Source organism: Halorhabdus salina (assembly GCF_013839425.1).
Classification (GTDB): Archaea; Halobacteriota; Halobacteria; order Halobacteriales; family Haloarculaceae; genus Halorhabdus; species Halorhabdus salina.
Window position 1 is genome coordinate 437,203 of the sequence record NZ_JACDNP010000001.1, and the last position, 21,771, is coordinate 458,973.

Sequence of the window (21,771 nt, forward strand, 5' to 3'; positions counted from 1 at the left end):
GTTTCTCGGTGGGTCGCTGACGCGATCTCGAGACGAAACGGGAGGGACTTACAGCTCGCCGAGTTTCCGAAGGAGCTGACCGCGGTACACCTCCATCTTTTTCCGCTTCGGGTGAGCGCCGTGCGCTCACCACTTGCGCAAAAACATGGTCCACGCGAACGCAGTGAGTGTGGGCTCGGGAGAGCTTGCTCTCCCCGGTGGTGAAAAAGTTTCGACCTCACTCCGTTCGGTCGAGTCCAAGACGAGAGCCTTACAGCTCGCCGAGTTTCCGGAGTAGCTGGCCGCGGTACTCCTCGTCACTCTCGACGCTTTTGAGTTCGAGGACGTTGCGCTGGAGTTTATCGAGGGCGACGTTGAAGCCCGTCTTCGCGCCGTAGCCTTCGCCAGTGCCGGCGACCTGTCCCTTGTTGGTCCGCAGACGGATCTTGCAACTGATCAGGGGCGTCCCCCGGAGTTTCTCTTTGTGCTCCTGGAAGCGGACGTGGGCGTGCTGGACCTGCATCGCCTGGTATTTATCGGCGACCTCCTCGATACCGACACGGATGTCCTGCCGGGAGATCGTATCTAGGAGCTTGATGTTGGTGATCTGGACGTCCATGTGTTCTTCCTCGGTGAAGGTCAGCGCGCGCAAGACGTCCGTCTTGGTGACAATCCCGGTGACCAGGGACTCATCACGCTCGGGCGTAACGACGAGGCCAGCGTAGTCGTTTTCGAGCATCCGTCGGACGGCCGATTCGACGCTCTCATCGACCGTCGTCGTCGCGACGGGGCTGGACATGACGTCGTAGATCGGCAGATCGAGAATCCGGTCGACGTCACCCGCGCGCTCGCCGGTCGTCGCCTTGTCCATGTCCCGGACGACCACGTCGACGATGTCGTGACGGGTCACCATCCCCGACAGGCTACCATCCTCGTCGTCGAGGACCGGAAGTCTGGAGATGCCATGTTCCCGTAGGTGATTGATCGCCTGCCCGACCTGCGTGTCCTCGGTCGACGTCACGACGTCGGCCGTGTAGATGTCTTCAACGGTAAGGGCGTCCAGATTGTCGATGACGGCCCGGAGAATATCATCGTCCGTGATGACACCCCAGAGCTTGTTGGCCTCGAAGACGGGCGCGATCTTCGTCCCGCTCTCGACGAGGACGCGGGCAGTCTCCCTGACGTCTCCCGTTCGATCGACTTTCGGTGCGTGTTGCATCAGCGCCGTGGCCTTCGCACGGTCCTCGACATGTGATTGGACCAGCTGTTTCTGCGTGATGACGCCGGCGTACCCCTCGTCATCGAGGACAATTACCCCCTTGGGGTTCTTGCGTTCGAAGATGGATCGAACCTTGCCCAGTCGTTCGTCCGCGTCAACCTCGATGTAATCGCGGGTAGCGATATCAGCAATATCCATCGTCACGTTTGCACTTGGATGGCAAGGGTTATCAAACTTGTTCGGACTCGGTGGGACTCACCCGATCGAGGTGTGCGTACCTCCGGAACTCCCAACCGGATCTGCCCGCTCAGAGATCACGTGTGACGTCGACAACAGTGTTCGCTGCATCCGAGAGTGCGTTCGCGATCGGCTGACCCAGCCCCTCGCCATAGCTGACGTCGTCCGGCTGCACGCCGACGAGCCGAACCGTCGCCGGAGCGTCTTCGATCCGTCCGGCGAGTTCGAGGAGTTCGAACGGGGCCGTCCGATGGGTCCCACGATCGGGACGCAGCTCCGCAGTACCGTCCGGAGCGAAAATTACGATCTCGCCGGGATCCCCGTCGAAGTCGACCGCATCGACGATCACGACGGCCTCGTACTCCGCGAGGACGTGTACCAGTTCGAACCCCGCGTCGCCCAGATCGAGCAGGTCCGTCGATGGGAGATCCCGCTCGGACAGTCGGTCGACGATCGCGGGACCGACACCGTCGTCACGGCGGTAGGGGTTACCGAGTCCGACGACGGCACGCGTTGGCGTCGCGTCGCCGTCTTCGCCCATCCGGGTCACTCGCCATCATTCCCGACGAATTCGACGTCCAGATAGTGGGTCGAACAGGAGATGCAGGGGTCATAGGCCCGCACGAGCATCTCCAGGGTGTGCTCGATTTCGGCGTCGGGCCGGTCGACGATCGACGGCACGAACGCCTCCATGTCCCGCTGGATGTTCCCGTGGTTCTGGTTGGTCGGGATGACGCAGTTTGCCTCGGTCACTTCGCCAGCGTCGTCGTAGGCGTACTCGTGGAAGAGCACGCCACGGGGCACTTCGATCGCACCGATCCCCTGGCCAGTGGTCGGCTCGACCGTCGGGACGTGGTAGTCCGGCTGGTCGGCCAGTCCGTCCTCAAGAAGCTGCTCGATCAGGGAGACAGCTTCTTCCAGCAGGTGGGCGAGTTCGACCAGCTGAGCGACGTTGTTCAGATACGGGTTGGTGACCGGGGGTTCGAGGGCGAAGCGATCGGCCAGATCGCTGGCCCGCGGGGCGAGTTGGTCTGCGTTGTTGTTGAACCGGGCAAGCGCACCGACCATGTAGGCGTCGCGTTCGTGACGAGCGAACTTCGCCGTCGAGTGATCGACGACGTACTCGTTGGCGACATCCCGGTACTCGCCGACCGGGAGCTCGCCCACGTCTGAAGAGTGAATCGTCCCCTCATAGAAGGCGTACTCCTCGGGGTGGGTCAGCGAGATGTATTCGGTTTCGCGTTCGAAGTCGGGGAGCTCGTCGGCGAGGCTCGCGAGAAGATCGACGACCGTTTCCACGTCGTCCCAGCAGTTGCGGAGTCGATCGAGCAGGTCCCGGAGGGCGGACTCGTCCGGGAGCTTCGAGAACCCGCCCGGGAGGAGTCGCTGGGCGTGGACCGACCGGCCGGTGACGACCTCGGTCAGCTCGTTGCCCAGGCGATGAAGATCGACGACCGCATCGAGTTCGGGACCGTGGGTGTCGGCCAGCGGGAGGACCGACTTCTCGCCGACCAGATCCGGGAGCGCGAGATAGCCCAGGTGGAGGACGTGACTCTGGATCGTTTCGCCGTAGAGGGCCAGTTTGCGAAGTCGCTCGTCCTGGACGGAGACGTCGATCCCCATCGCCCTCTCGGTAGCTTTCAGCGATGCGATGGTGTGGCTGACCGAGCAGATGGCACAGATCCGCGAGGTGACGTGGTGGGCCTCGTCGTAGTCCCGGCCGACCAGCATCGACTCGAAGTACCGCGGCGATTCGACGACCTGCCACTCACACCGCTGCAGTTCGCCATTTGCGATATCGAGGACGATCGATCCGTGACCCTCGACGCGCGTGACGAGGTCGTCCCCAACGTCGACGGAGTTGCTCATGACTCACCCCCGTCGGCGACGGCCCGCTGCTCCCGTTCGAAGCCCCAGTAAAGCTGGTATTCGTCGAGAATTTCCTCGGTCGTCAGGCCGTGCGCTTCGAGGACGGCCGTGTAGGCGTCTTCGTTGGGGTCTTCGACCATCCCGCGACAGCCCCAACAGTGCGTCCCTTCCGAAACGCAAGTAGCCCCGCAGCCGCCACGGGTGATCGGCCCGAGGCAGGTCTCCCCGCGCTCGAACGCACAGAGGTTTTCCTCGAACTTGCACTGCAGACAGACAGGATAGTTGGGGATCGTCGGCTCGGCACCGTTGACCAGCGCCGTCACAGCCTGGACGAACTCCTCGCGATCGATCGGACAGCCCGGGATCTCGTAATCGACATCGATCACATCGTCGATCGGCCGGGCGACTGGGTAGGACGAGATCCGATGGGCGTCCTCGCCGTAGACGCGCTCTTTGACCCGTTCGAAGTCCTGATCGTTACGTAGGGCGTTGATGCCCGCAAAGGATGCACACGAGCCAAGCGCGATGACGGTGTCGGCATGCGTCCGGATACGAGTCAGCCGGCGCTCGTCGTGGGCCGTCGCGACGCCGCCCTCGATAAAGGCGATCTCGTAGTCCTCGCTGTGCTCGGTCATGGCTTCCCGGAAGCTGACGATCTCGACGACCTCGACGAGATCGAGCAGGCGGTCTTCGAGATTGAGTACCTGCAACTGATCGCCCTCACAGCCCGTGAAATCAAAGAAGGCAACGCGGGGTCGCTCATCCGCATCGCCTGGCTGTCGACCGTTTCCGGAATCTCCGTCACTCATACTTCAGCCTCCTCCTTGTCACGGACAGTCGTGTAATTGAACACGGGACCGTCCAGACAGACGTACAACTCGTTGAGCTGGCAGTGCCCACAGAGGCCGCGCCCGCAGTGCATGTTCCGTTCGAGCGAGAGGTAGATGCGCTCGTCGGGAAGCCCATTCTCTCGGAGACTCTTGATGACGAACCGGTACATGACCGGCGGGCCACAGACGAGTGCGACCGTCGTCGCCGGATCGAAGTCGAGAGGTGGAATCAGCGACGTGATGACGCCCGTATTGCCGTCCCACTCCTGGCCGGCCGGGACCCCGTCGACGGTCTCGTGGTAGTCCATGATGGGTGAGTCAGCCCACGCCGCTAGTTCGTCGGGGAACAGCTGTTCGGCTGGCTCCGTACAGCCATATAGCGTCGTCAACTCGCCGAATTCGCCGGGTCGATCCAGCGCATAGTTGATGATCGATCGGAGTGGTGCGAGGCCGATCCCGCCGGCGACGAACAACAGATCTTCGCCCGCCAGCGCATCGACGTCGAATCCCGTGCCGTAGGGGCCCCGAATCCCGACAGTGTCACCGGATTCGAGATCGTGGATGGCATTGGTCACGTTGCCGACCGCGCGGATGCACAGTTCGAAGGGGCCGTCCTTGGTCGGCGAGGAGGCGATCGAGAACGGGGCTTCCCCGACACCGGGGACGAACAACTGGACGAACTGCCCCGGTTCGTGGTCCAGGTCGATACCGTCCGGGAGATCGATGACGAACAGCTTGTCGTCGTCAGTGTAGGTTTCGACCCAGACGATCTGTCCCTCGACGGGCTGATACTCGCGTTCCCCCCGGGCGAACTGCGGGTCGGCGTGACTACGCATGCTGGGCCTCCCGGAGCTCGTTGTACACTTCGCAGGGATCGGCCACCCCAGCGACGCAGTGGGCAGTACACCGGCCACAGCCGACGCAAGCGATGTCGCCGTAGCGCTCGTAGATGTACCATCCCTTGCGCATGAACCGGTGGCGATGGCGCTGAGCGACTTCCTCCCGGAAGTTCTCGCCCTGGGCGACCGTCGCGAAGTCTTCGAGCAGACAGCCGTCCCAGCGGCGTTCCTGTCGGCCGCTGTCGCCGTCAAGCTCTCTGACCATGTCCACGCTGAAACAGAAACACGTCGGACAGACCACGTTGCAGGTGCCACAGGAGAGACACTGCTCGGCGTAGGCCTCCCAGAAGTCCATATCGTCGTAGCTGGCTTCGAGCAGCGAGGGCAGTTCCGCGGGTGGGAAGTCGAGACCGCGCTCGAACTCCGCCTCGAGGTCGGTCTCGATCGTCTCGACGCGGTCGATCTCCTCACTGGTGGCGTTGCGCGTCGGGACCGATTCGAGCAACTGATCGCCCTCGAAGGTGCCGATGTCGACGGCGAATTCATCATCGAGCTCGGTCACCATGAGATCGTACCCCGACTCGATGGAGGCCGTGTCCATGCTCGCAGCGAAGCAGGTGTCGGCCACGTCCTGCATCGTCAGGCCGATCAACACGGAGTTCTCGCGCTTGCGTCGATACGGTTCATCGTGTAACGTGTCGATGAAGATCTTGTCGAGTTGCCTGATCGCCGCCAGATCATAGGGATGGACGCCGACAATGATCCGCCCGGTCGGATCGGCTTCGGCGCGCATCTCGTAGTCCGCCGCTCCGGCGTCTCGTCGATACGTCAGTAATGTCTCCCGCTGGGGCATCACGTACTTTTTGGGCGACAGTCGCGTCAGATCGTACTCGAAGGCGAGATCCGACGCCGATTCTAGGCTGTCGAACACGTACCCGTCGCCGTCTGCCTGTACCCCGACCACCTCACGTGGATCCTCAGCGATCAACTCCGAAATCAACGCCGTGAAGTCCGATCGATCGATTATTTTCATGGCCTCGTCTCCGCTCGACCGGTCTTTCCGGTCTCTCGAGCGAACAGGCACCGACCGGAAGCCTAAGAGTACCAGTGTATTCCCAGTTAATGAGAATCAATCATTATAATGGTCGATGGAGTATGTTCCTGGCCAGTCGCTGACGCCCGAACGAAGGACTTTAGCGTTCGCTCGGCGGATTGAGGGCAGATGGGAACGATTCGGATCGTCAGCGGTACAGGCACCGGCCCGACGCCGACGGCCGCTTACGACGCCGCCCTGGCCGCGGCCGGCGTCCACAACTACAATCTAATCACGCTCTCGTCGGTGATTCCGGCGAACGCGACGATCGAGGTCGGAGTCGACGTGCCAGATCTCGGCCCGGCCGGCCAAGGGCTATACGTCGTCGAGGCCGAGGCGACGACCGACAGCGGCGAGGCTGCGGCGGCGATCGGCTGGGCACGCGAGCCCGAGGGGCCGGGGATCTTCTATGAAGTCTCGGGGACCGACGAGCAGGCAGTCCAAAACGATGTCCGTGCAGGCCTCGAAGCTGGCCGGGACCTCCGGGAGTGGTCGTTTGTCGAGGACAACCTCGTCATCGAGACGACAGCGGCGACCGACGGGGAGTATGCGAGTGCGATCGTCCTCGCGGTCTACGGCGACAGTCATGCCCTCGTCTGATTGTCCGGGCCCGAACACTGCCTGACAGACGAAAGACAGGATTGGCCGCAGCCGGCGGGTTTATACGTTCCTGTAGCCTACTCCTTCGAACAGTTCATGTACGGAAATACGTCGTTCTCGGGTGCGTCCGGGACTGTGATCGAGTTGTCGCCGGAAGACCGGCGGGCGATCCGGAGTGACCTCACGCGCGTCGCCGCCAAAACCCGCGACCTCCTGCCCGGCGAGTATGCCGTCGGCGCGGAGCTGACGACCAGTTCCGAGGGCCCGGAAGCGATGATCGCTGTCCAGCCGCCCGTCGGCCAGCCCGTCAGCGCGGGCTATCGGCCTGAGTCCGAGACGGATCTGCGGATCGACGACGAGGAGTGCTCGGAACTCGCTCGCGGCCTTGCGGCCAGTGCTGCCCTCCAGGTCAAGCAAGCGATGGGCGACGCGAGTGCAGCACCCGCCCAGTAGTCGTTCCGAACTCACTATTCTCGTGGACTCGACAACAGTCCCCCATATCGTCGGGATCGGGGTACTCCACTGGATTCGATAAGTCGGATGCAGTTGTATGGGGGTCCCCCCATAGAGTTTTGGTGATGGGGTTCATACCATATGATATCGATGGGCCATGCGGTTATCGAGAACGTGGAGGACCGGGTTGGCGATCGCGTCGTTCGACGGAAGATCATCCGGACTGATGACCCACAGTACCCCAGCGGCTATCGCTACGCACTCCACTACGGCTTTACGGACGGAGGAGGCACCGTCCTTCGCTACGATAACGAGAACAAAACGCCCGGACGACACGAATGCCACACAGGCGGCGAGGTCACCGAGATCGAGTTCCCAGGGATGATGGAACTCCGCGATCGGTACCTCGAAGAAATCGACCATCGACTATGACCGAAAACACACTCAAAATCACGTTTCAGCAGGGAGACGATCACCGCGACGCGGCTCGCGAGCGGTTGCAACGGGCTGAATCGGAGGCGACCGGCGAAGCGATCGAACAGGACGTACGCTTCGTTCTGAACTTCGAGGAGTTCGACGACATTGCCCGTCTCATGCGCAGCACCCATCTCGAGCTCATCGAAACAATCGTCTCCGACGAGCCAGCAAGTATCCGTCACCTCGCCGACCTCGTCGAGCGCGACTACCGCGATGTCCACCGGAACCTGCAGGACCTCGAATCACTCGGCGTGATCGAGTTCGAGGACGACGGCTCACGCAAGCGACCGATTCTCCGGGGCGGGGCCGAAAGCATCGATTTCTCGATTCGTTTCCCGCGATCAACTGATCGCGGCGAAGCGTCCGAGACACCTGCCTGAACTACCAGCTGCGTCTGCGGTGATCACTCGCCAGGCTGACAGAGGCATTCGACACAAGGGATTCGGTACGATGGCGGCAGATCAAAGACGGGCCGACAGTGAAGCTCCGGACGATCCGTCGGATCTGCTGCCCGAAGACAGTGTGCTCACCCTCGAGGAGTATCTCGACATGCACGCCGCCGTTGGCCACCGCACGCGCTTCGAGATCCTTTACCGACTCGTCTACGGCGGCGAGATGAGTCCCACCGAACACGAAGACGCGCTGGACATCGACGACAGCACACTCCACTATCACCTTAACGAACTCGTCGACGTCGGTCTCGTCGAGAAACGAAAGCGTACCGAGCGGGACCAGGACGGCCTGTACACGTATTATCGGGCGACTGTCTTCGGCGAGGTGACGCTCACTGACGGCGTCGAGGCGTTGATCCGTGGCGAGGGCGCGTTCGACGCGATGTACGACAGTTCGACGGAGTAACCAACACCGCTGTCGTCTCGACGCGCGTCGTTCGGACGATTGACTAACGACTCTTGGCTAACCAGATGAAATAATGAGCAGTTTTTCTTATATTCCACCAGTTGGCGTGCAAGATATAGAGGGTGAAGTCAGCAGTAGTTCCATCGTCATTGTTGGGGAAAAGCAGACGAGGGATAATTGCAGGAATTTTCACTCGACACCTGGGGTCTTGTCCGCTCAGCGGATCGTGTAGCGTGACAAGTAGGAATTCACAGCCCGAGGCTGTTTTTTATCGCAGCATCGATCTTTGCCAGTCGCGTCGCCGGCACCGACCCGATATTCTTCGTCACTCGGTTGCTAATATCGACAACACGGATCTGACTGAGATCAGCCACGGAATCGTGATTGAGCGGCGTGTTCGAGGCACGGACTTCCACTTCAAACGGGTAGATGTCAGTGGGGTCGTACTGCTTCGTGAAGGGGGCGACGATCGTCGTTGGGGAGTACTGGTTGCCAACGTCGTTTTGAATAACGATACAGGGCCTCTTCGAACCCTGTTGTTCACTTCCTTTCGTTGGATTCAATTCGACAATGACGATGTCTCCACGGCGCACCTTCACAGGTCACTCGCCCCACTCCGGAGCATCCCCGAGTTGCTCGGTTGCTTCTGCTGACGTTCCGTCCATCTCTGCGGCCAGCTGCCGGGACCGGTCTGCTCGTTTCCTGTATCCTTCCGCTAAGCGCTCTTCGTCCGTCGGCGGTTTGATGATGATCTCGTCGTTAACCTCGATGAACCTGATCTCGTCGCCACCTTCGATCCCGCGGCGGTCGCGGAGCTCTTTCGGGATGGTGACTTGGCCCCGATCACCGACTTTCCGGGTATGTTCTGCCATACGAGTTCATACTTTTTTCATACTCTTAGTGGTATCGGTGCCTGCCGACTTGGAGAACCAGTCACGTGCAAGACTCGCGCGTTCCATCTTGCACGGCACAACTTGGTATAATACGGAAACAGTAACAGCGCTATCTTCGATGAAATCTTGACGTCACTTGCCCCAGAAGGGGTCCTTGTTCCGCCGCTTGTCCAGATACATCGACAGCGCTTCGCGCTCGTCGGCAGTGATCTCCTCGGTCAACTCCTGTTCTAAGATCTTGGCGTGTTTTTCGGGCAGTTCGATCCAGAGTTCGTCACCCTCCTCGATGCCTCGCCCGACCGTGGGCCCGTCGATCGAGACGGCGACGCGCTCGCCCGCTCGTGACTGGTCGACGTCTTCGCCCTCGTCCTGGATGCCTTTCAACTGCCCGACGCGCTCGGGTTCGCTCCCCTCGAACCGAACCACGTTGCTGTTGCGCACGATGGTTCCCGAGAGGACCTCGACGCCGACGACCGCGGGATCGGATTGACGGAAGGTGTGATCGTCGAGGATGTGGAACCGGGCGGGGCGGGTAATGTTCTCCAAGATCTGCTCCTGCTGGGACTCCTCGATGGCCTCGACGTGATCCTGGTAGTCCTCGATCAGCTGGTAGATGACGTCGTGCTGGAAGATCTGAACGTCTTCCTGTTCGGCCAGTGCACGGGCGTCGTCCAGTATCTCGACGCCGAACGCCAGAATGGCCCGGTTGATGGGCTCGCCTGCGGTCTCGGCGACGCGAATGTCCCGGGGTGCCACGTCGCCGACCTCCGCGCGCATGATCGGGATCTCCTCGTCGGCCAGCGTCCCGGAGATGGCCTCCAGGCTGCCGAGCGTGTCGGCCTTGACGACGACGCCCTCCTCCTCAGTGGCGACCTCGATCTCGGCGAGTTCGGCTTCGACCTCGGCGAGGACCTCTTCGAGAGGGCGATCGCGCACCACGCGAATAGGTGCGCCCGCCATCGCGTCGTCGAGGTCGGGCGCGGCGATCTTCACGCCCGCTGCAGCAGCCACAGAGTCGACTTTCTCGAACTCCTTTTCGGTGCGGATCTCGGCGAGTGGGCGCGGCTGGAGGAGCGCCCGGACCTCCGTGACGATCGGTCCTTCCAGGCCACCGACGACGATTTGATCGTTGGCGCGAATCGTCCCGTCGTAGACGACGGCATCGATCGTCGCACCGAACCCGCGCTCGTCGCTGACTTCGAGGACAGTTCCCGCACCGGCACCGCCGACATCGATCGCCATCTCCTCTTTGAGATAGCGCTGGGAGAGGCCCATCAACACGGTCAACAAGTCCGGGACGCCCTCGCCGGTCAGGGCCGACAGCGGGACGACGCCGATGTTGTTCTGGAAGTTCTGAACCCGCCAGTAGAAGTCCGCCGAGAAGCCTTCGTCGCTCAACTGGCCGATGAGTTCATAGAGGCGCTCGTCCAAATCAGACTGGACGCGGTCGGGTTGGCGCTCCTTGCTTACCTGAATCGGTTGCTCGTCGTTGGGGTTCCAGCCCGGGATCGTGTCGACCTTGTTTGCCGCGACGACGAAGGGCGTCTGGGTCCGTTTGAGGATGTCTAGGGCTTCCTCGGTCTGTGGCTGGAAGCCGTCGGTGACGTCGACGACGACGATCGCGATGTCGGCCAGCGCGCCGCCACGGGACCGGAGCGTCGAAAAGGAGTGATGGCCCGGCGTGTCGATAAAGAGCAGTCCCGGCAGGTCGAAGTCGTCGGGATCGACGAGATCGCCGGCCATCTTCCCGATCACGTCGAGCGGGACGGCAGTCGAACCGATGTGCTGGGTGATCGCGCCGGCCTCACCTTCAGTGACGGCCGAACCGCGAATCGTGTCAAGGAGCGTCGTCTTACCATGGTCGACGTGACCCAGTACGGCGACGATGGGCGTTCGAAGCGATTGAGCATCATCAACGGGGGTCGTCTCGGCGTCAGGATCTGAATCGGACATGAGTACCACCAGAAACGGTTCGTTAGTTCCTGAGAGCCGTGCCCAGCAGTTAAGTGCATCGTCCTATCGCGGGCGTCAGACGTCCCCGTGGCGTTTATGTAACAGGACCGGGTACACGGCGGTATGGCAGAAATACTCGCCGAGAACCTCTCCGGGAAAGCCGTCATGGGGTCCGACGGAGCGGAACTCGGCATGCTGTACAACATCACGATGGACATCGAGTCAGGACGGCTCGTCGATCTGCTGATCGAGCCCGACGAAAGTCTCGGCGACACACGCTTCGACGTCGACGACGCGGGACGGTTACACGTCCCCGTCGGTCGTGTACAGGCCGTCAAAGACCACATGATCATCCAGCGTTAAATGAACGTTCTCGACGCGTCTGCCTTTATCAACGAGTATCACACCGACGAGCGAGTTGCGACGATCCCGCTCGTCCGCGAGGAACTCGAAGACGAGAGTGCCTATCGCTTCGATGCCCTCGAAGGATCGGGGATGCACCTCCACATCCCCGACGAGGAGACTGTCGAGCAGATCCAACGAGCTGCCGGCGAAACCGGCGACCTCGAGGAGCTGTCCAGAACAGACATCAGACTCGTCGCGGCCGCTTTCGAACTCGACGGTCGCCTGGTCACCGACGACTACGCGATGCAAAACGTCGCCGAAAAGCTAGAGATTGCCGTCGAGGTGATCGCCCGGGAGGGAATCGAGGAACAACGCGAGTGGCACTTCCAGTGTCAGGGCTGTGGCCGGGAGTTCGACGAGCAACACGAGCGCTGTCCGATCTGTGGCAGCCCCCTCTCCCGGAAGAACCCTTCAAGCGCTTAAACGCTGGTGTCGTCGCTCTCGGCTGCCCGCGGACTGTCCGTCCCCCGCTCACCCTCGAGGGTGTCGATCCCGAGGTCGAGCAACTGCCGGAGGACCGCCTCCTCAGTCAGATCGTTTTCTCGGGCCAACGCTTCGACTTCACGCGCCCGCGACTCATCCAACACAACCGAGAACCGGGTCGGCATACATCGTGGTAGCTATTCACATAGTATAAATCCTCGTCAGACTTCTGTCTGACAGCGATTGTCCAGAACACGGCCAGGCAATCCAGTGGTCGGAAACTGGACGAAAGCCCGAGTGAGTTGTACGGGACCAACCCACCAGGGCTACGGGAGAGACACGATTCCAGTCGTCGCAATATCGTTGGTGTAGACGATGTATTGGCCCAGAAACTGGAATGCGTTGAACGCACCGTGGATGAGGATCGGGACGGTGAGGTTTCGTGTCCGTCGGTAACTTTCCCCCAACACGAGGGCCAGGACGAACAGGATCGGTAGCGTCGTCACCAGCGCAGCAAGCCCGCTGGTGAGGTACGCCGGGACGTGGACCAACGCGAAGATGACGCTGGCGATGAGGACAGCGTGCAACCGGGAGAAACGGGGGTACAGTGACTTCTGGACGATATTTCGGTAAAATATCTCCTCACCTGGGGCGATCACCAGAAACGACAGTGGGATGAGCGCCAGGTATATTTCTGGGGTATCGTTCTGATTGACAGTCTCAATGACGCTGTGTTCGGCCGTCGAGATATTGAGCGATTGAATGACGAGGCTAATAGCCATCAACCCACCCAGAAGAACGAAAAACCCAAGCAGGCTATAGCCGAGATCGCGCAGGCTCGGGAGAGAAACGTCAATAAATGACAGATCGAGGTCGTGGCGCCACAGGTATGTCCCGGCCAGCGCGACAAATCCGATACCGCTACCGATCGTTACCGCGGCGTACTCGTGTGTAGGCGTCACTGGATCGATCACGAGCAACAGCGGGGAGGCAAGCACGATTGCCAACAGCTGACTGCCAAATAGTCCAATCAAGGCCCAGAATCCTGCACGAAGGACAAACAACAGACGCTGCCGATCGGTCTCGTCAATCGCGACCATGCACACGTTGACGGCCGGCAGCGCCAAAGAGGCTACGTTTCCCGCGGAAGCGACCGGGAATCAAGCGGCGTCCAGAACCACGGCGTTTATTCGGCGACGCTCGGTACGAACAGCCGTGACGAACGATGACGCCTACGACGGCCTGTTTGGGGCCGTCTCTTATGCCTTCCGCGCGACGGACTCGCGGCTCTGTCGCTGGTACATCGTCCTCGGTAGCCTCGTTGCAGCCCTTATCGCCTTCGTCTTTGCCCTTGCCGTCGTCTCACTGGTCAGTGGGACTGTCAGGACAGCCGGCGGGATGCTCACAAGTTCACGGGCGTTTTACGTCGTCGTCGCCCTGTTCCTCGTCGGCCCGCTACTGGCACCGATCCTGCTGGTGGCCCGCACCCACCGTCGCGGTGAGGGTGACGCTCGCTACGATCGGGCACTTTCCGGGACAGGATTTCTGTTCGTCCTCTCGATTTACTTCGGCCTGGTTGCGTCGATGCCGTCAACCTTCCAGTTGAACGGCGAGACAATTTCTCGCCCCCCAGCGGACGGCCTACTCGGTCCGGTCGTCGAGTCATGCTACGCCCTCCCCGAGCCAGCCTGGCCGATTGTCCCGACCACCGCGGCGGCTATCATGGTCGTCGTCCATCGCCTGTATCGGTGAGGTTCCTCGCGATTCAGGCCGGCGATTTCCGCTTGGACCGACGAGGAAAAGGGCGTTGGGCCCCTTTCGGGAGATATGAGCGAGAAGACGGGCACATTTGTGGTCACGAACGTCGATGAAGCCTCGGCAGTAGTAACTGATGTCGAAGACGCCCAGGTGCACACCCTCGCCGAGCATCCGGACCTAGAACGAAACGAAATCCTCGACGCGACGATCCGACCCGAGCCACCGATGGAGGTGACCTGGGAACTAGTCACAATCCACGATCGCCGGACCATTCCCGTCGAACATAACCCGGAAACGCCGACAAAACAGGCCCGAAAGCTCGCCACAGAGCAGTCCGTCGGTGCGGTGACCCAACGTGAGCGGGCCGGGGAAGGCGAACTGCACGTGTTGACTGTCCCACCGGAACAAACCGACCAGGCAGTCGCCGACGTTCGCGAAGACGATGCGACCCGCCGACAGGCCGCCCGACTGGGCGTCGATCGCGTCGAGATCCGTGCCGATGAGGGCGTCGTCAGTGTACGATATCTGCCAGACTGAAACAGCCCGGACACCAAGCGGCCTTAGTCGCTGCTGTCGCTGACGACGCTCTCCCAGTCGTGATCGAAGTGTGCCCCTTCGCGTTCACGGGCGCTGGCCTCGACGGCCATGAACGCGGCATTCTCGCGGGCCGCCGGGATCGTGTGGCCGCCACAGTAGCTGAGTCCCGATCGGATGCCGGCGGCGAAGCGATCCGCAACGCCGGCGATCGAGCCGCTGTAGGTCGTCAGCCCTTCGACACCTTCGTCAGCGTCCGGCCCGTCGGCGTCTTTGTCGGTACGGTCCTCGGCGGCGGCGGTCGTCGCCATCCCGCGGGATCGCTTGTACTGCTCGCCGTCGACCTCGATCACCTCACCCGGCGATTCGTCGGTCCCGGCGAACAGACTCCCCATCATCACGGTATCGGCCCCGGCCATCAGCGCCTTGACGGCATCGCCTGACGAGCGAATGCCGCCATCGGCGATAACGGGCACGTCCAGCGAGTCGGCGACATCGGCACAGCGATCGACGGCCGTGAGTTGCGGGACGCCAGCCCCAGCGACTTTCCGCGTCGTACAGTGGCTGCCCGGCCCGACGCCGACTTTGACGGTATCGGCACCGATAGCGTAGAGGTCCTCGACTGCCTCGGGGGTCGCCACGTTCCCGACCACGAGATTGTCGGGGTCGTACTCGGCGACGAGGGTTTCGACGGCGTCGAGACATCGCTCCAGGTGAGCATGGGCCACGTCGACGACGATGGCGTCGGCGCCGGCCTCGAGTGCCCGTTCGGTGCGTTCGAGATAACCCTCGGCGATGCCGACGGCCGCACCGACGCGTTCACCCGCATCGACGACGGCCTCGATCTCGGCGGCCTGTTCGTCGATCGCGAGGAACCGATGGATCGTCCCAAATCCGCCCGCACGAGAGAGTGCGATCGCCGCTTCCCGTTCCGTGACGGAGTCCATCGGCGCCGAGAGCAGTGGTCGGTCGAGTTCGATACCAGGCGTCAATTGCGTCGAGAGGTCCACATCGTCCCGGCTGTCGACGGGGGAACGCTGTGGCACGAGCAGGACATCCCCGTAGGAACGTCCGGTCGTGAGGTCGTTCATTCCGACCGATTATTGGGACGGCAACAAATAACGTCGTCGTTACGGGAGTAGAGGCGTCGCCGGGACGCTTTAGGAAGGCTTATTCAGGGCCGTGCCACACCCACGGTCATGATCGAGTTCGAGGTTCCGGAAATCGATTATACCCGGTACTCCAACCGGCAGCTGGCGGCCGTCCCGCTTGCCGTCCTGACGGTGGCGCTGGTCGTCCTGGCCAGTGCCTGGGCAATCACCGGGTCGCCGGTCGCTCTTGGTATCGACTTTACGGGTGGATCCCAGATGACGGTCCAGTCCGATATGTCGCCGGCGGAACTGCAAGCTGCCTTTTCGCCTGATCCGGTGTCCGTCCAGGGTGTCCAGCGATACACGGACAGGTACGTGCTGACGTTCAGTGAATCGAATATCGGTAATCTGCGCGAACAGGCCGAGTCAGCTGGCCTGTCTGTCCTCGGGAGCGGTTCGACGCCAGCTTCCTTCGGTGCTGACAGTATGCGAATCGGGATGATCGGCGTCGGAATTGCCTTCCTCGGGATGAGTATCCTGGCGTTCGCACTTTTCAGAACGTTCGTGCCGAGCGTCGCAATCATCGTCTCGGCGTTCTCGGATCTGATGATCCCGCTTGCCGTGCTCAGTCTCCTCGGCGTGAAGCTTTCTCTGGGCACGATCGCCGGGCTCCTCATGCTGATCGGGTACTCCGTCGACTCGGACATCCTGTTGAACAACCACATTCTCCGGCGACGGGGCGAATTCTATGAGAGTACCTACCAGGCGATGGAAACAGGTGTCACGATGACGTTGACGTCGCTGGTGGCAATGGCCGTCATGGCGATCCTGGCGACGTTCTTCAACATCCAGGTCATGGCACAGATCGGATTCGTCCTCGTCATCGGGCTGGCCGCCGACCTAATGAATACCTACATGCTCAATCTGAGTCTGCTTCGCTGGTACAAGTTCCGCGGGGTGAAGCGATGAATATTCGTGACAACTGGCGGATCGTCCTCCTGGCCGTCTTCGTAGTCGGGAGTGGCGTTGCCCTATTCGCTCCGGTTGCCGGTGGAGCCACTGACGACGGGGGACTGACCAACCTCCAGTACGGGATTCAACTCGACGGTGGGACCAGCCTGCAGGCACCGGCAGTCGGGATCACAGCGGAAGGGGTGAATGTAAGTGTGGATGACGAAACCGCGCTTGCACAGAACGTTTCGGCTGCGGTGTCGGTCGATCCGATCGACGTGCGTGTCTCAGCGAGGTCACAGACTGTCGAAGTGTTCTCGCGCAACGCCACCCAGGATCAGCTACGGGACGCCCTCATCGCCGAGGGGTATCAACCCGATAGCGTCCGAGACGGCGTCACACAGCAGACACGCGAGGATATGGTGCAGGTCATCCAGGACAAGGTACAGGAGTCCGCACTCAGTGGCGGGAGCGTCTCGACGATCAACGGCATCGAGGGGACGTTCATCTCCATTACGGCACCGGATCGGGACCAAGAGGAACTGCAAAGCCTCCTCGACGAACGTGGTGTCGTGCGTATCTATGCGGTACATCAGAACGACAACGGATCGTTCGTCCAAGATCAGGTGCTCAGACAGGACGACTTCAAGAGCATTGGGTTTGCACGGAAGGATCAGGGCGAAGCAGTCGTGCCCGTGACGATCAGGAATTCGGTCGCCGAACGGTTCCAACAGGAGATGGTCGAGTACGGGTTCGGACAGGCCCGCCGGTGTGGCGTCAATCGGGATTCGGCGTCGAACGTCTCGGACGTGGACGACTACTGCCTGGTGACGACGTTGAACGGCGAGGTCGTGTTCTCAGGCGGGGTCCAGCAAAATCTCGCCACCTCCTTTGCCAACGGTGAGTTTGCCAACGGTCCGAACTTCCGGATGACGACCGGCCAAAATATGACCCAGGCGAAAGACCTCGAGATCAGCCTCCGGGCCGGCCGACTGCCCGCCCCACTTGACTTCGATAACGCCAGAGTTCAGAGTCTCGAACCATCGATGGGCCAGGAGTTCCGCATGGACTCGCTGATCATCGGGATCATGGCCGTGCTGTCGGTGAGCGGGATGATTTACCTCCGCTATCGTGATCCGCGGGTCGCCTTGCCGATGATCGTCACGGCACTCTCGGAAGTGTTCATCTTGCTTGGGTTCGTCGCCCTCGTCCAGTATCCGCTGAACCTCTCACACATCGCCGGGTTCATCGCCGTCGTCGGGACTGGGGCCGACGACCTGATCATCATCGCCGACGAGATCCTCCAGCGGGAGGATATCACGACCGACCGTGTCTTCCAGAACCGATTCCGGAAGGCCTTCTGGGTGATCGGGGCAGCGGCCGCGACGACGATCATCGCAATGAGTCCGTTGACGGTCCTCTCGCTCGGTGATCTGAGTGGGTTCGCCATCGTGACGATCGTCGGCGTGCTGATCGGTGTCCTGATCACGCGGCCGGCCTACGGCGACGTCCTCCGGAACCTCATCTTAGAGGAATAGATCTCGCGCTTCCGGGGCAGTCGCGTCCGTATGCTTTTCCGCGCGGCTTGTGAACTGCTCATCGATGGTCGAGGACAGCGATCAATTCTACTGTGAGACCTGTGATCGCGAGGTCGCTGAATCCGAGGTGATTCGCACCAAAACGATGGGGAGCCTGGACCCAGACAAATGGCAGACGTTTTGCTGTCCCGAGTGTGGCAATCGCTTACAAACAGTCTTCGTTGGCGAGGAGTAGGCAGATTGGGGCCGCGACGCCTCAAAAGTCGTCCAGGGCCGCCTGATCGTCACTCTCGCCGGCAGCGGGCTGATCGTTCCCGCGCTCGAAATCGTCGAGGGCGGCCTGATCGGCCTGGATCAGAACGTCCCGGCAGGTCTGCCAGCACTCGCGGGCACAATCAGGCAGGTGTCCGTTCGTGTCGACGTACGATTCCAGAAACGCCCGCGTCGTTTCGTCGCCCGGATAGCCGCTCCCGACAGCGCCGTATTCGTCGGCCAGGTCCGCGACGTGGGCGTCGCGTTCGACTTTGGCGATGATGCTCGCTGCGCCGACGATCGGATGGTTCTCGTCGGCCCCATGTTCGGCCCGGAGATCGAGGTCAGCCTCGATTCGGTCGGCCACACGGCGCTCGAACCGGACAGCGTTCGTATCACCGGCGTCGAGATACGTGTCGAGGTCGTCGCTGGCGACCGGCGAGAGGGCCTCAGCGTGAGCGGCGACGGTGAGGGTGTTCATGTCCGTCTCAGGGTCGTCGATCCGCTCGACGGTGATCTCGCTGACTGCAACAGCGTGGGCCCGGTCGTGGATCGTCGCCGCAAGTTCCTCACGTCGCGCCGCCGAGAGTGCCTTCGAATCGTCGACGTCTTCGGGAAGGTCGGCTGGATCGGCGACGACACAGGCCGAAAACATCGACCCCAGGACTGGCCCCTTCCCGGCCTCGTCGACGCCCGCTCGAAGATTACGGTCAGCGCTGTCGGGTGTCTCGGCTCCCGTCATTCCGTTTCGGCGTCCCGCAGGAATCGATCTTCGATGAACGGTTCGGCTTCACCCTCGACGGTGACAACGTCCAACGCCGTGACGACCGCCTCGACGCCCAGCAGGCCGGCGAGGCTTGGCTCGGTTCGTCCCTCGTCGCCGGAGACGAGTTCCTTGACGTAGAGCCCACCCTCGCCGTGGATCTCGATCGTGGCGTGGGTGTCGTCGTCGCGTTCACCGCCGATAGTGTATACTTCACGCGTACGTACGATATCCCCGCGACGGTGGGCGACGCGGTTGGGAGTGCGTTGCTCGATCGTCGCGCCGTCGAGCGCGTCGAAAGCGTCTTCGAGCGCGTCCGAATCGACGGATTCGGCGAATTCGACGTCCATCCGGTAGGTTTTGGACGCGTCCAGTTCTTTGACGCGTTCGACCATCTCGTGGGTGACCGCTTCCAGCCCCTCGACCTCGACCTTTCCGTCGGCAAAGTCGTTGATGTCGGTCTGAAGCGCCTCGACATCGACCGCCCGGGTTCGTGGCTCCTTGACTTCGATCACGAACGGGCGCCCCGTCCCAAGCATGAGGGCGTCGACGTCCTCGCGGCCGGCCCCGTGAAACACCCCTTCGGCACCGTCCATCGCCTCGCGGACCACGGGTGCGCTCAACTCTTCGACGCTCTCATCGTAGCGATAGCCCGTGCCGTCACAGCCCGCACAGGGCTCGCCGTCGACGGTACCAGTGGCGTTGCAGTCGTTGCAGGGCCACTCCGTCTGGGGAATGTCGCGTTCCAGTTTCCGGTAGCGACCGTAGACGAACGCGGAGTTGACCTGCACGTCGACGCTGTCGGCCTCGAGATCGACGAGGATCTGGACGTCCGGGCGTTCGAAACCCACCTCCGCGTCGACGCGAGCGCCGACGCGCTTGCCGACCTCGCGGTTGACTTCCCGCTTGAACGGTTCGCCGGCGTCATCATCGAGGCCGACATCCTCGCGAAGCAGCGAGGCGTTCTCCTCGAGTAGTGGCGGGACGCGGGTGCCGACCTGGTAGGTGTCAAACTCGTACGGTTCGAGTGCATCGACGATCCGGTCGGCCCAGTCATCGAACGTCTCACAGACTCCGTCACAGACCCAACAGTCCTCGGGTGACTCGAAGGGCTCGTCCTCGGCGAGTGCGAGTACTGTTCGCAACGATCGCCCTCGTTCGGCGTTGGTGAGGCCGAAGCTCCGGTCGGCCACTGGCCGCCCCAGACAGGCATCACACAGCGGCCCCGTCGCCGTCGCCTCGCGGGCATACGAAAGTACGTCCATACGCCATCAGTGGCGAGGGGGGCGTAATTTCCTTTCGAGTCCGGTGGCGGGCGAACGCTGTCATCGCCGGTCCGTACTGGACGGATCGAATCGCTTTTGGCCCCGAATGGACTGCCGTCCCGAGACGCAACTTTGTGAGTGACGGCGAGGACATCTCCGAAGAACAACGCGACGCCCTCTCGGAAGGAAACCCTCGGGCGAGGAGTGTCAGATTCGGTCTCGTCGTGGTGACGAGCGCGCTCACAAGACAGGTCCCGTCGGTGAGAACATATATGCCGGTCACCCGCCAACGTCCGGCCACATAGGCGGATGAGCGACGACGAACGGAAACTGCTGGATACGGCCGGGGACTACCGGTACGCGGTCCGGGACGGGCAGCAAGTCTCTGGGGCCGACTGGCAGTCCTGTCGGTTAGTGCTGACCAACAAGCGACTGGTACTGGCCGGAAACGGGTCCAACCAGACGCTCCCGCACGGGCGCGTAACGATTCCTGACGATCCCGAGGAGTTCGTTAGCGACGTGAGCGAAACCCTCCCGTTGGGGATGGGATCGAACGTGATCGTCGCCGCCGCGACGGACGATCCGGCATTCGTCCAGACGTACTGCCGGGCGAACGTCGGTGGGGAAGTACTGCTCGTCAGGCACCCAGCAGTTGTGGGCGGCGTCATTCAGGACGATGCCGAGTGGTCGAAAGCCCGATTTGCGATCGACGACGAGGAGTTCAGCTTGCAGTTTCCCGACGGCGAATCGATCGCCTGTGCCCTGGACGACATCGGGACGGTCGAGACGGGATCGCGGACGGTCATGGGCGAGCAACGCCGGGTCGTCGAGGTCGAACACACCGACAGCGAGGGCACAAGCCTCGAAACCCACCTCTCGGGCACTGACCGGCACACCTCCGTCCTCCGGACGCTGTTCGAGCAACTTGTCGAGGCCCGAGACGGCGAGTACGAACTGACGGAGATGGAAAATCAAGTCTTGATGGCCCTGTATTCGGGCGTCTCGCCGTTCGAAATGGCAGATTTTGTCGGCATCAGCGTCGACGAGGTCGAGGAGATCTATCAGAAGTTGCTGGACGTCGGGGCTGTCGACGAGGTCCGGACACGAACGGAAGTGTCGTTGAACGCCCAGGGGCGGAACATGGCCAGCGAGGCGATGAACGAACAGTGAGGGATCCCCTTCACTGAAGATCGGCCTGTCGAGCCATCCCAACGCTTCCCGATCCCTCTGGAGATAACAGGCATCAATTCAGTATCGAGTTGTTCGGAGAAACGATCCTGACAGAGTGGGACAACCCGACAAGTAGACGATCGAGCAGTACACTCCAGGCCACTATAAAACGCCAAGAATAGTTTTATATAAGAGAGGAGACAGTTGGTGAGAAAGTATATACCCAAACCCCTGTTTATTCAGGGATGAGAGCCGCCAGACTCCCGTACCACCGTGTGGCGTCATGCAGATCGCGGTGGAAGGGGCTGGCCGTAAATAGCA

The 21,771-nt window shown here is 61.7% G+C and carries 27 protein-coding genes; 13 read left to right on the forward strand and 14 right to left on the reverse strand.

The genetic code is table 11. The features are described 5' to 3' along the window. Window positions 1–250: 250 nt before the first annotated feature. From HZR20_RS02200 to HZR20_RS02225, 6 genes are all read right to left on the reverse strand, one after another. Window positions 251–1,396 carry a CBS domain-containing protein gene (locus tag HZR20_RS02200; RefSeq protein WP_181684963.1) on the reverse strand — a complete coding sequence of 382 codons (1,146 nt, stop codon included), beginning with the start codon at window positions 1,394–1,396 and terminating at the stop codon, window positions 251–253. A gap of 109 nt (window positions 1,397–1,505) precedes the next feature. Beyond that, complete coding sequence (locus tag HZR20_RS02205; protein ID WP_181684964.1) at window positions 1,506–1,976, reverse strand: hydrogenase maturation protease; 471 nt, start codon at window positions 1,974–1,976, stop codon at window positions 1,506–1,508. A gap of 5 nt (window positions 1,977–1,981) precedes the next feature. Beyond that, window positions 1,982–3,304, reverse strand: a complete 1,323-nt coding sequence (locus tag HZR20_RS02210) for a Ni/Fe hydrogenase subunit alpha (RefSeq protein WP_181684965.1) — start codon at window positions 3,302–3,304, stop codon at window positions 1,982–1,984. Then, window positions 3,301–4,113, reverse strand: coding sequence for an NADH-quinone oxidoreductase subunit B family protein (locus HZR20_RS02215; RefSeq protein WP_181684966.1), 813 nt, complete (start codon window positions 4,111–4,113; stop codon window positions 3,301–3,303). Before HZR20_RS02215 ends, HZR20_RS02210 begins: the two co-directional genes overlap by 4 nt. Next, window positions 4,110–4,970: an FAD/NAD(P)-binding protein gene (locus tag HZR20_RS02220; protein ID WP_181684967.1), complete on the reverse strand. Its 861-nt coding sequence runs from the start codon at window positions 4,968–4,970 to the stop codon at window positions 4,110–4,112. Before HZR20_RS02220 ends, HZR20_RS02215 begins: the two co-directional genes overlap by 4 nt. Further along, window positions 4,963–6,006, reverse strand: coding sequence for a 4Fe-4S dicluster domain-containing protein (locus HZR20_RS02225; RefSeq protein WP_181684968.1), 1,044 nt, complete (start codon window positions 6,004–6,006; stop codon window positions 4,963–4,965). Before HZR20_RS02225 ends, HZR20_RS02220 begins: the two co-directional genes overlap by 8 nt. 189 nt (window positions 6,007–6,195) lie before the next feature. Between HZR20_RS02225 and HZR20_RS02230 the strand changes: the two genes are divergently transcribed. The 5 genes from HZR20_RS02230 to HZR20_RS02250 all read left to right on the forward strand — a co-directional run bounded on the left by HZR20_RS02230 (window position 6,196) and on the right by HZR20_RS02250 (window position 8,454). Next, window positions 6,196–6,666 (forward strand): pyruvoyl-dependent arginine decarboxylase, encoded by a 471-nt coding sequence (locus HZR20_RS02230; RefSeq protein WP_181684969.1) that lies wholly within the window; start codon window positions 6,196–6,198, stop codon window positions 6,664–6,666. A gap of 96 nt (window positions 6,667–6,762) precedes the next feature. Continuing rightward, on the forward strand, window positions 6,763–7,119 hold the full coding sequence (locus tag HZR20_RS02235) for a DUF5811 family protein (protein ID WP_181684970.1): 357 nt from the start codon (window positions 6,763–6,765) through the stop codon (window positions 7,117–7,119). A gap of 150 nt (window positions 7,120–7,269) precedes the next feature. Continuing rightward, complete coding sequence (locus tag HZR20_RS02240) at window positions 7,270–7,551, forward strand: toxin-antitoxin system TumE family protein (protein ID WP_181684971.1); 282 nt, start codon at window positions 7,270–7,272, stop codon at window positions 7,549–7,551. Continuing rightward, window positions 7,548–7,976 (forward strand): HVO_A0114 family putative DNA-binding protein, encoded by a 429-nt coding sequence (locus HZR20_RS02245; RefSeq protein ID WP_181684972.1) that lies wholly within the window; start codon window positions 7,548–7,550, stop codon window positions 7,974–7,976. Before HZR20_RS02240 ends, HZR20_RS02245 begins: the two co-directional genes overlap by 4 nt. 70 nt (window positions 7,977–8,046) lie before the next feature. Further along, a complete protein-coding gene (locus tag HZR20_RS02250) occupies window positions 8,047–8,454 on the forward strand; it encodes an ArsR/SmtB family transcription factor (RefSeq protein ID WP_181684973.1) in 408 nt (135 codons plus the stop codon). Between the two features lie 248 nt (window positions 8,455–8,702). Here the strand turns inward: HZR20_RS02250 and HZR20_RS02255 are convergent, their stop codons facing one another. The 3 genes from HZR20_RS02255 to infB form a co-directional block, all read right to left on the reverse strand. After that, entirely contained in the window at window positions 8,703–9,053 is a 351-nt protein-coding gene (locus tag HZR20_RS02255) for a type II toxin-antitoxin system PemK/MazF family toxin (protein ID WP_181684974.1), read from the reverse strand. Between the two features lie 3 nt (window positions 9,054–9,056). Beyond that, window positions 9,057–9,326, reverse strand: a complete 270-nt coding sequence (locus HZR20_RS02260) for an AbrB/MazE/SpoVT family DNA-binding domain-containing protein (protein ID WP_181684975.1) — start codon at window positions 9,324–9,326, stop codon at window positions 9,057–9,059. A gap of 153 nt (window positions 9,327–9,479) precedes the next feature. Continuing rightward, window positions 9,480–11,300: a translation initiation factor IF-2 gene (gene infB, locus HZR20_RS02265; protein WP_181684976.1), complete on the reverse strand. Its 1,821-nt coding sequence runs from the start codon at window positions 11,298–11,300 to the stop codon at window positions 9,480–9,482. A 123-nt stretch (window positions 11,301–11,423) separates the two neighbouring features. Here infB and HZR20_RS02270 point away from each other — a divergent pair, with 123 nt between their 5' ends. Continuing rightward, window positions 11,424–11,663 carry a PRC-barrel domain-containing protein gene (locus HZR20_RS02270; RefSeq protein ID WP_181684977.1) on the forward strand — a complete coding sequence of 80 codons (240 nt, stop codon included), beginning with the start codon at window positions 11,424–11,426 and terminating at the stop codon, window positions 11,661–11,663. After that, window positions 11,664–12,128: an NOB1 family endonuclease gene (locus tag HZR20_RS02275; protein WP_181684978.1), complete on the forward strand. Its 465-nt coding sequence runs from the start codon at window positions 11,664–11,666 to the stop codon at window positions 12,126–12,128. Here HZR20_RS02275 and HZR20_RS02280 read toward each other — a convergent pair. Together HZR20_RS02280 and HZR20_RS02285 are read right to left on the reverse strand one after the other, a co-directional pair. Next, window positions 12,125–12,313, reverse strand: a complete 189-nt coding sequence (locus HZR20_RS02280; RefSeq protein WP_181684979.1) for a hypothetical protein — start codon at window positions 12,311–12,313, stop codon at window positions 12,125–12,127. The genes HZR20_RS02275 and HZR20_RS02280 overlap by 4 nt on opposite strands. Window positions 12,314–12,454: 141 nt before the next feature. After that, window positions 12,455–13,228 (reverse strand): CPBP family intramembrane glutamic endopeptidase, encoded by a 774-nt coding sequence (locus HZR20_RS02285; protein ID WP_181684980.1) that lies wholly within the window; start codon window positions 13,226–13,228, stop codon window positions 12,455–12,457. Window positions 13,229–13,343: 115 nt separating this feature from the next. Between HZR20_RS02285 and HZR20_RS02290 the strand changes: the two genes are divergently transcribed. Then, complete coding sequence (locus HZR20_RS02290) at window positions 13,344–13,880, forward strand: hypothetical protein (RefSeq protein WP_181684981.1); 537 nt, start codon at window positions 13,344–13,346, stop codon at window positions 13,878–13,880. Between the two features lie 75 nt (window positions 13,881–13,955). Beyond that, a complete protein-coding gene (locus HZR20_RS02295) occupies window positions 13,956–14,423 on the forward strand; it encodes a DUF5812 family protein (RefSeq protein WP_181684982.1) in 468 nt (155 codons plus the stop codon). A gap of 23 nt (window positions 14,424–14,446) precedes the next feature. Here the strand turns inward: HZR20_RS02295 and HZR20_RS02300 are convergent, their stop codons facing one another. Next, window positions 14,447–15,511, reverse strand: a complete 1,065-nt coding sequence (locus HZR20_RS02300; RefSeq protein WP_181684983.1) for a guanosine monophosphate reductase — start codon at window positions 15,509–15,511, stop codon at window positions 14,447–14,449. A gap of 108 nt (window positions 15,512–15,619) precedes the next feature. Between HZR20_RS02300 and secF the strand changes: the two genes are divergently transcribed. The 3 genes from secF to HZR20_RS02315 all read left to right on the forward strand — a co-directional run bounded on the left by secF (window position 15,620) and on the right by HZR20_RS02315 (window position 18,235). Continuing rightward, window positions 15,620–16,480, forward strand: a complete 861-nt coding sequence (gene secF / locus HZR20_RS02305; protein WP_181684984.1) for a protein translocase subunit SecF — start codon at window positions 15,620–15,622, stop codon at window positions 16,478–16,480. Further along, entirely contained in the window at window positions 16,477–18,000 is a 1,524-nt protein-coding gene (locus HZR20_RS02310; RefSeq protein ID WP_181684985.1) for a preprotein translocase subunit SecD, read from the forward strand. Before secF ends, HZR20_RS02310 begins: the two co-directional genes overlap by 4 nt. Before the next feature lie 64 nt (window positions 18,001–18,064). Beyond that, window positions 18,065–18,235, forward strand: a complete 171-nt coding sequence (locus HZR20_RS02315; protein WP_181684986.1) for a hypothetical protein — start codon at window positions 18,065–18,067, stop codon at window positions 18,233–18,235. Window positions 18,236–18,256: 21 nt separating this feature from the next. Here the strand turns inward: HZR20_RS02315 and rnhB are convergent, their stop codons facing one another. Both rnhB and HZR20_RS02325 read right to left on the reverse strand, forming a co-directional pair. Then, window positions 18,257–18,994, reverse strand: a complete 738-nt coding sequence (rnhB, locus tag HZR20_RS02320) for a ribonuclease HII (protein WP_181684987.1) — start codon at window positions 18,992–18,994, stop codon at window positions 18,257–18,259. After that, on the reverse strand, window positions 18,991–20,280 hold the full coding sequence (locus HZR20_RS02325; RefSeq protein WP_181684988.1) for a tRNA pseudouridine(54/55) synthase Pus10: 1,290 nt from the start codon (window positions 20,278–20,280) through the stop codon (window positions 18,991–18,993). The genes rnhB and HZR20_RS02325 overlap by 4 nt, the downstream gene beginning before the upstream one ends. 309 nt (window positions 20,281–20,589) lie before the next feature. Here HZR20_RS02325 and HZR20_RS02330 point away from each other — a divergent pair, with 309 nt between their 5' ends. After that, window positions 20,590–21,450, forward strand: a complete 861-nt coding sequence (locus HZR20_RS02330; RefSeq protein WP_181684989.1) for a CheF family chemotaxis protein — start codon at window positions 20,590–20,592, stop codon at window positions 21,448–21,450. Window positions 21,451–21,771 lie beyond the last annotated feature (321 nt).